At 47.3% G+C, this 12,028-nt stretch carries 12 protein-coding genes and 1 pseudogene; 5 read left to right on the forward strand and 8 right to left on the reverse strand.

The features are described 5' to 3' along the window. Positions 1-19 precede the first annotated feature (19 nt). From ACFW2W_RS12140 to ACFW2W_RS12150, 3 genes are all read left to right on the forward strand, one after another. The gene (locus ACFW2W_RS12140) at positions 20-670 is read left to right on the forward strand and encodes a DUF2301 domain-containing membrane protein (protein ID WP_378177937.1); all 651 of its coding nucleotides are present in this window, start codon (positions 20-22) and stop codon (positions 668-670) included. Between the two features lie 138 nt (positions 671-808). Continuing rightward, on the forward strand, positions 809-1,921 hold the full coding sequence (dprA, locus tag ACFW2W_RS12145) for a DNA-processing protein DprA (protein ID WP_378177940.1): 1,113 nt from the start codon (positions 809-811) through the stop codon (positions 1,919-1,921). Between the two features lie 62 nt (positions 1,922-1,983). Further along, positions 1,984-2,232: a Uma2 family endonuclease gene (locus ACFW2W_RS12150; protein WP_378177943.1), complete on the forward strand. Its 249-nt coding sequence runs from the start codon at positions 1,984-1,986 to the stop codon at positions 2,230-2,232. Positions 2,233-2,490: 258 nt separating this feature from the next. Here the strand turns inward: ACFW2W_RS12150 and ACFW2W_RS12155 are convergent, their stop codons facing one another. Continuing rightward, positions 2,491-3,765 (reverse strand): protein kinase, encoded by a 1,275-nt coding sequence (locus ACFW2W_RS12155; protein ID WP_378178005.1) that lies wholly within the window; start codon positions 3,763-3,765, stop codon positions 2,491-2,493. 12 nt (positions 3,766-3,777) lie between these two features. Continuing rightward, positions 3,778-3,849: pseudogene (locus ACFW2W_RS12160) on the reverse strand (4-Cys prefix domain-containing protein); the annotation flags it as partial. A gap of 70 nt (positions 3,850-3,919) precedes the next feature. Between ACFW2W_RS12160 and ACFW2W_RS12165 the strand changes: the two are divergent. Further along, positions 3,920-4,981 (forward strand): endo-1,4-beta-xylanase, encoded by a 1,062-nt coding sequence (locus ACFW2W_RS12165; protein ID WP_378177946.1) that lies wholly within the window; start codon positions 3,920-3,922, stop codon positions 4,979-4,981. Between the two features lie 100 nt (positions 4,982-5,081). After that, positions 5,082-6,254 (forward strand): enhanced intracellular survival protein Eis, encoded by a 1,173-nt coding sequence (gene eis / locus ACFW2W_RS12170; RefSeq protein WP_378177949.1) that lies wholly within the window; start codon positions 5,082-5,084, stop codon positions 6,252-6,254. 48 nt (positions 6,255-6,302) lie between these two features. On the opposite strand, the gene ACFW2W_RS12175 is transcribed toward eis, so the two are convergent. From ACFW2W_RS12175 to ACFW2W_RS12200, 6 genes are all read right to left on the reverse strand, one after another. Further along, the gene (locus tag ACFW2W_RS12175) at positions 6,303-7,472 is read right to left on the reverse strand and encodes a tetratricopeptide repeat protein (RefSeq protein WP_378177952.1); all 1,170 of its coding nucleotides are present in this window, start codon (positions 7,470-7,472) and stop codon (positions 6,303-6,305) included. 112 nt (positions 7,473-7,584) lie between these two features. Continuing rightward, complete coding sequence (locus tag ACFW2W_RS12180; RefSeq protein ID WP_378177955.1) at positions 7,585-8,721, reverse strand: Gfo/Idh/MocA family protein; 1,137 nt, start codon at positions 8,719-8,721, stop codon at positions 7,585-7,587. After that, entirely contained in the window at positions 8,718-9,695 is a 978-nt protein-coding gene (gene gshB / locus ACFW2W_RS12185; protein WP_378177958.1) for a glutathione synthase, read from the reverse strand. The genes ACFW2W_RS12180 and gshB overlap by 4 nt, the downstream gene beginning before the upstream one ends. An 83-nt stretch (positions 9,696-9,778) precedes the next feature. Then, positions 9,779-10,042 (reverse strand): glutaredoxin 3, encoded by a 264-nt coding sequence (grxC, locus tag ACFW2W_RS12190; RefSeq protein WP_378177961.1) that lies wholly within the window; start codon positions 10,040-10,042, stop codon positions 9,779-9,781. A 608-nt stretch (positions 10,043-10,650) separates the two neighbouring features. Then, a complete protein-coding gene (locus ACFW2W_RS12195; RefSeq protein WP_378177964.1) occupies positions 10,651-11,520 on the reverse strand; it encodes a 2OG-Fe(II) oxygenase in 870 nt (289 codons plus the stop codon). Positions 11,521-11,678: 158 nt separating this feature from the next. Then, positions 11,679-12,028: PEP-CTERM sorting domain-containing protein (locus ACFW2W_RS12200; RefSeq protein ID WP_378177967.1), on the reverse strand; the 350-nt coding region annotated here is incomplete at its 5' end.

Raw genomic sequence — 12,028 nt, forward strand, 5'->3', positions numbered from 1 at the left:
CAATTTTCGGATAGGTTTTATGACTCAGTTAAATGTGTCTGACTCGACAGTTTACCAAGGTCAGTTTGGAGAATTTACGATAACCGAGAGCGATCGCACTGGCGTAATTATCTACCGCAGCGGCTTAATGGTAGCGGCTTTAAGCTTTGCTTTAGGTAGCTTTCTGGCGCTAAAGACAAACATGGGATTGTCACTCCTCACCCCGCTGTACGCTTGTTTCTGTCTGGGGTTGGGCGTCAGTTTATTTACCATCCATATTTACCTAGAACCGCTACACCGACTACTTCAAGTTTTTTGGGCAATTGGTGTTTTATCGGCGACGGTGCTAGCACTGCAAAGTAGCGAACCTCTCGCCCTATTTGTCTACAATCACCCAACAACCCTTTTTGGAGTCGGCTTCACCTTTGCAGCATTAACAGGGATTTATTTCAAAGAAGCCTTTTGCTTCAACCGCCTGGAAACTAAAGTTCTCACGCCTTTGCTGCCAATGTTGCTGTTGGGACACCTGACAGGTGTATTGCCAGTGTCAGTAGAACGGGGATTATTGGCAGTTTGGGCACTTCTATTTGTCATATTTGCCTTGCGTAAGGTTGTGCAAGAAATTCCACCGGATATTGGTGATAAATCGGTGTTTGTTTATCTCAAACAACAGCATTCGGCGAAGGCTTGAGGAAAGCGATTAAACACAATAAAATGACCTCTCCCCCAACCCCTCCCCTCTCAGGGAAGGGTAGTCAATCTCCCCCTTCCCTCGCAGTGAAGGGGGTTGGGGGGTTAGGTTCCCTGTATTGCCAATAATTTAACTGTTATGGAAGAACGCGCCTTCTGGCTAGTATGGTCGGAAATACCCGGAATTGGCCCAATTTTGCTCAGGCGCTTGCATCAGCATTTTGGCACACTCAGTGAAGCCTGGAAAGCCAGTCCAGCCGCCTTGAGGGAAGTTGAGGGGTTTGGGCGTCAAACAATTGAGGGGGTGGTAGAGAAGCGATCTCGCCTGCATCCCCAACAATTTTTAGAAGAACACTTGGTAAAAAATCCCTGTTTCTGGACGCCAGCGGATGCTGATTATCCCCGCTTACTCTTAGAGACGCCTACCCCGCCGCCAGTGCTGTATTATCGCGGCAAAGTGCAACTTCAGGAGAATCATGGCATTACGCCAACGATTGGCATTGTTGGCACTCGCCAACCCTCGGAGTATGGCAGACGCTGGACTGGCAAAATTACCACTGCCTTGACGAAAAGCGGCTTCACGATTGTTTCCGGCATGGCAGATGGCATTGATACAGAAGCGCATCGCGCCTGTCTGGAAGCTGGGGGACGGACGCTGGCAGTTTTTGGCACTGGCGTGGATGTCGTCTATCCTTGGCGCAACAAGTCCCTATACGAACAGATATGCGATCGCTCTTTAGTGCTGAGTGAGTATCCTGCTGGCACCCAACCGAAGCGCGAACACTTTCCCACCCGGAATCGGATTATCGCCGGTTTGAGTCGTGCGGTGCTGGTGATGGAAGCGCCTACCCGATCCGGTTCATTAATTACTGCCGATTATGCGAATGAATTCTGTCGAGATGTCTATGCTTTGCCTGCAAGGTTGGACGATCGGCAATCGCTAGGCTGTTTAAAATTAATTAGTAAGGGAGCGACGCCTTTTCTAGATGAAAATCATTTATTAGAAATGCTGGGAGCTATCCCAAAACTCGATCCAGTGCAACAGCTAGACTTATTTAATCAGCCTCCCGTACCAGATTTGGAACCAGAACTCAAACAGATTTGGCAAGCAATTTCCTCAGAACCTACGGCTTTTGATTTAATTGTGCAGCAAACTGGTAAGCCAGCTAACTCAATCTCCAGTGCGCTGTTGCAGTTAGAACTCATGGGGTTAGTGTCGCAATTGCCGGGGATGCGGTATCAGAAATCTTAAGAGCAACCAGAAAAGTAAATCTCTTAGAAAAACAACCTAACAACAGTTTAGGAGCGATCGCTATGACGACAACCAAACAACTGATTACCTTTGAGGAATATCTAACTTATGACGGCACTGATACAGCTATTGGCGTAAGAGTCCCCCAAGTTGGTAGGCGGGATACTTCCAGAGTGCCGGATGTTACGGTTTTGCCTTTAGAACAGTGGAAAAGCCTTCGTAGGCGGGAAGCTATAATCGAACTTGATCAAGAGCCGCCGCCGCTGGTTGTAGAAGTAGTTAGTGCGGGAACTGAAAGTCGAGATCGTTGAGCCAAAAGAGCGGAATACAACATCATCGGTATACCAATTTATCTGCTGGTTGACTTTCTCGACTTCAACCAAAACGGAAAACCAGTAGATAAGGGGGTTACAGTTTTAACGCTGAATGAGGGCTATTACGATGAAGCGGTTTATAAGGGTGACACGGTAGTTGAAATTCCCACATTCAAAGAGCTTAAGCTGACTTCCTACCAAATTATTAATGCTAGCACGTAGCGGCAAGGAAAACCTGGCGATCGCACTCTGCACTCACTGCGGCATTAGCCAAATCTTGATATTCGTATCATTACTGGCACTCGCAAAAGTCGCTCCATCCGGGCTAATAGCAACGCAATAGACAGAGTAATAATGCCCAGTTAGAGTAATATTTAACTCTCCCGTTTCTAAATTCCACACTTTGATAGTTTTGTCATGACTGCCACTGGCTAGAATCTGTCCATCTGGACTTATGGCAACAGAATTAACTTTAGAAGAATGCCCGCTTAAGGTTTTTTGCAGGAAGCCAGGGCTAGATAAATTATTAAGTGAAAAAGTTATCATGGATGCCGAAATATGATTTATATAACCATAATTTTTGAATAATACTAATCCTAATAAGAAAACCGTTGGAATAAAAAACAGTTCGTAGCGCAAATTCTGTTTTAATTTAAATGTTACTAAAATTAGTTTTGTGGTTAGGTGATTTATTATCTGCTTTATGGGTATATCTGACCGTACAGTCGAAGCTTGAGGCAACAAATCACGAATTACCTCATCTGCCGATTGGTAACGCAAATTAACATCCTTTTGCAAGAGCTTGTCTAGAACTTTACCTAAATTGCTAGTAACAGAACGCCCTAAGTGTTGCCGCCAATTATGTACCCATTCATAACCGCGATCTAGACACAGTAAATGTGGGTGTTTCTGACTCAATAAATGAAAGCAAGTCGCGCCTAAACTAAACAAATCACTAGAGGGAGATGCTGCGCCTCCCTTCATTTCTTCATAGGATGTGTACCCTAAAGAACCAATTCTTGTGCCTGGTTGAATTGCCTGTGTTGTCGCCAAATGCTGAGATGCCCCAAAATTGCTCAGCACCAATTTGTTATCACTCCGGCGACGGATAATATCCTGGGGATTGATATCTCGGTGAATTACTTTTTTCTCATGTACAAATTTGAGAACAGGCAGAATATCCAGTAACAACTCTCTAATCTGGTTTTCACTAAAGGCACCCCGTTGTTCTAACTCCTTTAACAAATTCTGCCCTTCAATTAACTGCTGCACCAGATACAGATAACTTTCTTCCTCAAAATAGGCATACAGCGTGGGAATCTGGGGATGTTCTCCTAGCTGCTGTAGGCGCTGTGCCTCTTGTTTAAATAGCTGCACAGTCTCCTGGCTTCCCTGAACTTGCGGCTTCAGTTGCTTAATGATGCAGGGTTCATTCATCTTGTCTATATCTTCTGCTAGATAAGTTCTGCCAAATCCATCCTGAGCGGAAAGTAGCTGAATAAGGCGGTAGTGCCCCCTAAGCAGTGGCACCAGTTTTGTCTGGCAACTGCGGCAATATTCGTTTCCATCAAGATTTTGAGGATGATGACAATTAGGATTAAGGCAGCAAACCATACTTTAGATAGGGAATAGTAGATTGAGTCTATGATAAGTATTCCCAGAGCCTCTCCTATTTGTCACAGGCATGAAACGCCAATTTTTATTAGCTTTAATGCTACTGACGGCTACAGTTTTGATGCTTTTAATTGGGCACGGTGCGATTACGAAACCAGCGAATACGCCGAATGTTTCGCTGCGATCGCTAGCAGACACGCGGGGGATTGGAATGGGTACGGCGGTGGCGATGCAACCCTTACGTAACGATCCTGCTTATCGGGAGGTGGTGGCGCGTGAGTTCAATACCATCGTGGCAGAGAATGCGATGAAGTTTCAGGCAGTTCATCCAGAACGCGATCGCTTCGACTTCACAGACGCAGATGAGCTTGTCGCCTTCGCCAAAGCCAATAAAATGCAAGTGCGCGGTCACACCTTCGTCTGGTTTAAAAGCCTACCCACATGGCTAACAAAGGGCAAATTCAGCCGCGAACAGCTTCAAGAAATTCTCCGCGAACACATTCAGACAGTTGTCGGTCGCTATCGGGGTCAGCTTGCCGTCTGGGATGTTGTGAATGAAGCGGTTGAGAAAGATGGTTCGCTGAGGAAGACAATCTGGCTAAAAAAGATTGGGCCAGAACATATTGAGATGGCGTTTCGCTGGGCACATGAGGCAGACCCGCAAGCACTATTATTCTACAACGACTTCAGCGGCGAGGGACTGGGGAAAAAATCAGACGCGATTTATACTTTGGTTCGGGATTTACAAAAACGTGGCGTCCCCATTCATGGCGTCGGTTTGCAAATGCATATTGGCATCAAATCCTCGCTAAAACCCCAAGATGTTGCTGCAAATATCAAGCGTTTGGCAGCACTAGGTTTAGAAGTTCATATCACTGAAATGGATGTAAAAATTCAGGATGGCACCGGCACGAAGCAAGAAAGATTTGCCGCCCAAGCACAAGTTTACCGAGATATGCTGAGCGTGTGTCTCTCGGTGCCCAAGTGTAAGGCTTTTGTGATGTGGGGGTTTACAGACCGCCATACTTGGATTCCCGGCTTTACTCACAAGCCGGATGAGCCGCTAATTTTTGATAAGTCGTATCGTCCCAAACCCGCCTATTATGCCCTGACTTCAGCGCTAGAAAAATAAGACCGATTGGCTTGGTCTAATCACTGCGTCTATAGTCGTGATTTTTTGCTATGGCTAATCGTAAAAAAATCAATTAGCAATGAGCAATTAGCAGCCTGATATGACAACTAACTTTGAATTCGGCACGATTTCTAACCCTGAAGAAGCTAAACAGCTTGGGCAAATCTTAAACCAGTGCTTCAATTCACCGCCAGATAGCTGGCAGATGTATTTCAATCGGATTGGTTTGGAAAACTTCCGCGTCATCCGCCAAGGAGGGCAGACGGCTGGGGGCTTAGGCATTCTCCACATGGGTCAGTGGTTCGGAGCTTCTAGCGTACCAATCGCCGGAATTGCTACCGTTGGCATTGCGCCAGAGCAGCGAGGCAAAGGGGTAGCGGCGGCGCTGATGACCAATATTGTCAAGGAGTGTCACGCCAAGGGAATTCCCCTATCGACGCTCTACGCCTCTACCAGTGCGCTTTATCGGAAAGTGGGTTACGAACAAGCTGGGAACTATTGCCGTTTGGCGGTGCCGACAGATACGATTCTGCTAAAAGATCGCACTTTGCCGATGCAGCGCGTGGAAGCGACTCACCACGAATTTCACGAACTCTACCGTCAACGAGCGATCGCTACCAGCGGCAACTTGGATCGCCACCAAGCCATTTGGAAAGGCATCGTCGAGTCCCCTGAAGAAGTGATTTACGCCTACCTAATTGGCTTTGAAGACAAACCAGAGGGTTACGTCATTTTCAGCCAAAAGATGGGAGACAAAAGCTATCACCTCGAAGTCAGAGACATGGTGGCATTAACACCAGCAGCAGCACGTCGTCTGTGGACTTTCTTCGCCGACCACCGTTCTCTAGCAGACAAGGTGATTTGGCAGGGTCAGGCAGGAGACCCGCTTTTGTCTTTACTCACAGAACAAACATACAAAATTGCCCATCTAGAACGGTGGTTGGTGCGAGTAGTTGATGTGCCAAAAGCACTATCAATGCGCGGCTATCCGATTGGCGTAGAAGCCGAATTGCATCTTGAAGTTCAAGATAATCTATTGCCCGATAACAATGGAAAATTTGTTCTGGTAGTTTCCGGCGGACGCGGTGAAGTGACAAGAGGAGGGCGAGGCGAATTACAGTTAGATGTGCGAGGCTTATCACCTTTATTCACTGGTTTACTTACACCTCATCAGCTGCAAACAATTGGTCAACTCGAAGGAAGTGCCGATTCTTTATCGACAGCAATGCTAATATTTGCAAGTCCCGAACCGTGGATGTCAGATCATTTTTAGCAGCTCATCAGTTAAAGGGAAGGTAGGCAATGCTTATCCTACTACTAGCTACGATTCACCAATCATTTTTTGAAACCGCTCATGTTGCCGAATTCGATAAAAACTTGATTCATTTTTGGCATAGGTTCTAAATGTATTGGTATCGAGGTTAATTGCCTGTTCCAGAGAATCAATCGCTAAAGAAGCTTTGCCTTGTAGGGCACAGAAGCAAGCTTTGTTATACCAAGCATAAGGGTAGTGGGGATTGATTTCGATGGCTCTATCGCAACAGGCGATCGCTTCTTCGTACCGTTGCAATGCAGCGAGTGCCCCACTCCAGTCAGTCCAAATAGCCGGGTTATCAGGTTTGATGACAATCGCTTGCTCGTAGGAAGCGATCGCTTCTTTATACCGTTGTAGGCTTCCTAACGCCCAGGCTCGGTGATGCCACGCTTCCCAAAAATTGTGTTTTAGTTTAATCGCTTTGTCATAGGAAGCGATCGCTTCTTCGTACTGTTGCGATTTGAGTAACTTATTGCCTTTTTCATAACAAGCGTGCTGCGGACTCATCACTCTACGAATTAGCAAAAAAACACCAATCGCCGCTACTAACAAAATGCCGGAATCTGCGTTGAAAGATTCGTATCCCTTCCCTACCATCTCCATTGGAATACCAAGCAGTGCGGCAATTGTAAAAGTTGATTTCCAAAAAAGCAGATTTAACGGTTTTACGAACCAGAGTAGAATGAAGAGGGCAATAATTCCATATTTGCTCAACTTTCTAAGTTGAATCTGCGTTTGATTGGGCAACCACGGCTCAATGATGCCATAACCATCAAGCGGTGGAATTGGCAGCAAGTTGAACTGAATAACGGAGATTTGTAGAATAATTAAAAATGCTAAAGCTGGGCCAATCCAGTGTTCGCTTAATGGTGTCACCCAACCCAGCCAAAAGGGAATTATGAGTAATAAAGTCACTATTACACTAGCGATGGGACCCGCTGCGGAGACAGCACTTTTCCACCAACGATTGCGTAATCGTTGGTGATTGATGTAAACTGCGGCACCCGGTAACGCAATCCCACCGATGAGAAGAAAGACGATGGGCAGAACCAAACTCAAAGTTGGGTCGGTATACTTGAGCGGGTTTAGGGTCAAATACCCCTTATCTTTAACTGACGTATCCCCGCCCCAATAGGCAACCACCGCATGACCAAACTCGTGTATACAAACAGACACGATCCAGCCGAGACAGACGAAAACTGCGACAGGTAACATTGCTTCCCACCCTGAGGAAAAGCGGTTGAAAAGATGTTTTAATGTAACTCAGCCGCGAGTAAAATGGCAAAAGTTAAGAGCGACTGGCAAGGAAAGCGTCCAAACTTGGCACATCCACCCAGCAACCCGTTTCATGGGATTCATGGGCTAAATCCATCAACAACTGGGAATAAACTCCCTCTCGGAGGGATGGCGCGATCGCTTTCCCGGCGTCAATTGCCTGCACCCAGTTGTCTACAACTCGGATAAAGGGTGCCAAACGCCCATCCGTATAGGTTTGGGGAAACGCCAGACGATGCGGAATTTCTACCTCAGCTAGAGGTTTACCCGCCGGTGCCGCCCAGAGGCGAAAACCATGTACGTAATCCTTCTGATTTTCACTGCCCAAGACTAACGTAGCGCGATCGCCATAAACTTCGATCCCGTGCGTCCGGGATGCATAGACAACCGAACTGATACACAGTTGGCAGGGCGTCCCATCCGCCAGTTCCAGCATCAGCATACACGTATCATCCGCATCCACCGGCTTCATTTCACCCGTGTTAGAGTCTGGACGAAAAGAAATTCCCGTAATTAGCTGGGCACACAGTCGCCGCACGGGTGCAAACAACCAGCTAATGTAATCAAAAGCGTGAGAACCGACGGCTCCCAATGCTCCTCCTCCCTGGTCTTTCCGAGAATACCAATTCCACGGGCGCGTGGCATCGGCACGACTCGACACCAGCCAATCAATCTTTATTAGGCGTTGTTGCCCCACATACCCTGCTGCTAAAAGTTCCGCGAATCGCTGCCATGCTGGGACAAAGCGAAATTCAAAATCGAGCGTAGCGATCGCGCCGTTTTCTCTCGCCAACTGATACAACTGAAGTGCCTCAGTCGCTGACAGGGCTGTGGGTTTTTCTAATAATAAATGCTTCCCAGCTTGCAACACCGTCTTCGCCATTTCATAGTGCAAAAAGGGCGGCGTTGAAATGCTGACAGCGGCGACATCTGGTAAGGCGACGATTTCTTCTAGGGTGTTGCAAGCGTGGGGGATATTCTGGGCAGAAGCCAGAGCGATCGCTTTATCCAAATCCCGGTGGTAAACTGCAACCACCTGAGTACGCGGGTGTGCCTGGAATCCTGGGATGTGGATTTTCTGACCAAATCCAGTCCCCACCACTGCTACGCCAATCGGGTTCGATGTTTGGGCTGAATTATTGAATGTCATGCAGGGTTTTCCGATCTAAACTTTTCCACCCATTCAATCACTTGATAGCCTAGACGAGTGCCATCAAGTCGGTCAATTTCCCGGATGCCAGTAGGACTGGTGACATTAACTTCCGTGAGGTAGCCGCCAATGACATCAATACCGACAAAAATTAAACCATCCTGGCGCAGTGTAGGAGCTAATTGGGCGCAGATTTCGCGCTCTCGTTGAGTAATTTCCGTCTGAGCCACTCTACCACCGACTGCCATATTGCCGCGAAATTCTTTACCCGTAGGAATACGATTAACGGCTCCAATCGGTTCGCCATTGAGCAGGATAATTCGCTTGTCTCCCTCTTTGGCGGCGGGTAAGTAAGTTTGCACCATCACCGGAACTCGTGCCTGAAGGGTACTGAGTTCTATCAGGGAATTAAAGTTGCGATCGCTCGGATCTAAAAATAAAATCCCTTCTCCCGCCTTATTCCCCAACGGCTTCAGAATTGCTGCCCCTTTTGCCTCCAGAAACTGCCGGATCACCTGTTTATCTGCACTGACAATCGTTTCCGGAATCGCCTCCCTAAACTGAAGTGCGTACATCTTCTCATTTGCCGCCCGCAGCCCATTGGGGGCGTTGATCAGCAATGTTTGCGCTGGATCGATATAGTCCAGAATGTAAGTGGCGTAGAGGTAAGGAACTGTCACTGGCGGATCTGTTCGCATGAAAACCGCATCCATTGTTTCCAGCGGTTGTAAGACGCGATCGCCTACAGAAAACCATAGCGACTCTGCCACCCAGCGTCCTTCCACCAGCTGCACCGGCGTCAGTTGTACCGGCTCCAGCAACGCCCAAGCCTTGCCATCCCCCACACTCAATAAATTCGCCTGCGTAATCCAAACTTCGTGTCCCAGCGCTTGTGCTGCTTCCATCAGCGCCACACTGGTATCGTGACCGGGATCTAGGCGTTCGATGGGGTCAATAATAAAAGCAAGTTTCATGTTAGCTATCAGCTTTTTGTCTTTTGTCCATTGTCCGTTGTCCGTTGTCCGTTGTCCGCAAACAGTGACTCAGGACGAATTGACTATGCTGATTGCAGGAGTGGATCGAGCTTGCCTTGAGCCTCTAGCGCATAAGTATCATCGCAGCCCCCAATATGCCGCTCGTTGATAAAAATCTGAGGTACGGAGCGCCCTCCATTCGCACGTTTTGCCATCTCCGCCCGTGCCGCCTCATCCCCATCAATGCAGTATTCGATATAATCAACCCCTTTTTTATCGAGCAAAGCCTTGGCACGAATGCAGAAGGGGCAGCTGCTCCAGGTATAAATTTCCACTTTAGGAGCCATCTTGTCCTCAAATATTAAGTAATTTTTTTAATCTTAGTCTAGTCAAACCCATCTATTTTTGTGTTCAGAGCAAATTTTCTTGAAAATTGCCGTCTGTGTAGTTAGTACGCCCTGCACCGGACGCCCCACACCCTACTAAAAAGCTCTCCACTCAATCAAGAGCAAAGAGCTGTTTAAGTCAAATTTCCACAGGGCTTACGCAAAGCTTATAAATATAGCGTTTTTTCGGGTTCAATCCCCCTGTGGTTGCCCAAGAGATGTGGTGCTATTTGCGTAAGTCCTGAACTATTTGGGTTGAAGTGACTTGTACAAGGCGCGAATGCTTCACCCTCAACCTGAGAACCTCAGGGAGCATCTGTACCGGAGAAGCATAAGGAAGACAACAATCTGAGAGAAGCAATCAGCTCGCTCACCCGTAGGCGTAAGCCTTCAAGGGAGGGTATACTTCTCCCCTTCAGTATTCTGGGACTTTATGGGTAATGCATAGCTGTGAAAAGCTTTTGAGGGGGTTGGGGGGTGAGGTTCCGAGTGTGTTGCAGTAAAGTGAAAACCGCTACAAGTCCTGTTTGAGGCTAGATAAAGAAAATCTGGCTGAAGGCGCAAAAATATTAACGCCGAACCCACCCATTGATGGTAAAGCGACTATCTGCAAAAGCTTTCGAGGGACATTTCACAGGCAATACTTCATGCATATAGCGGCTGAGGAAAAGCACAATGCTATTATTACGCGGTTCAACTGTTTTGAAAGAATCAGCCTTCACGTAAAAGTTATTTTCAATCTTGCTGTCGTAAATCAGCAACTCTCCCCCAGAGAAAGGTTTTGGTTCCCGGTAAAAGTAGTAAACATAAGTTAATTCTCTGGTAGCGGTATCTGGACTACCATTATCATTGTGAACTTTGTAGTAGTTTCCGTCATTATGAGAGGTTAATTGCGTCTCAATTTGAGATACAGGAAATGATGGAATCCCCAATTTGCTAAATATATCCGGTAAAATTGCTCGCAGGCGATTGACTATCCGTTCTGAAAACTCAGGGAAGGAGTAGAGAGCCATAGACCGACGATAATCAATCGCATCGGTTGAAATATTGGTAGGTACAAAGGCTGACTCTTGTTTTAATACATAGTCGAGTAGTTGTTTTTGTTCCTCTTGGGTCAGAAAATTGTCAATTTGCACGTAGGGAGAAGCTAAAACATCAGTTGGTTGAGGTTTAAGTTCCTCTTGCATCACCAAAACTGAGGGTTCGGTAACTAGACCAACCAGATGTTCGCTTGGAAAACACAAAGAAGCGTGACCCTCGTCAATCGGAATCTGGAATAACCCGTAAAAACCATCTTCTTGCTTGTAAGAGCGAGCCACAACAGTTTTTAACAGATTTTCTAGTAAAGGGGCGTCTGACTTTAGAAAGACAGTGTATTGATGTCCCCCTGCTAAGAGAAGTTTGACTTTTATATCCTTGACTTCAACAGATGTTTCCATAAGTTTTTCCTACTTTAAAATAGCCATCGCATTAATATTTTTTGGCTCGAAGTAAATTCACCCTGAGGAAAAGCTTCTCACTGTATCGTAAGTGAGAAGCTCTTTTTGAAATATGTATCTCTACTGAGGTAAAACAGTCGCTTCACTAGCCCTTAACGCTACTGTGCGATTGTCTTGCGTCTTTTGCCGAAACGCAGGGCTGCAAAACTTGTGAGCATGAGTGCGCCCACTGTACTGGGTTCGGGTACTGGTTTAGGTCTACTGCCGCTGCTGCCAGAGCCGCCAGTGCCGCTAGTGCCGGAACCATAGTCAATCTGCGTACCGCCATTGCTGTAATCGACGCCAGTGGTGCCGCCGGAAGTGGGAGCCGGTGCCGGTGCGGGTGCCGGTGCGGGAGCTGGAGCTGGAGCTGGTGCCGGTGCGGGAGCTGGTGCCGGTGCGGGTGCCGGTGCGGGTGCCGGTGCCGGTGCCGGTGCGGGGGCTGGTGCGGGGGCTGGAGCTGGAGCTG

Source organism: Coleofasciculus sp. H7-2, from assembly GCF_042747725.1.
Classification (GTDB): domain Bacteria; phylum Cyanobacteriota; class Cyanobacteriia; order Cyanobacteriales; family FACHB-T130; genus FACHB-T130.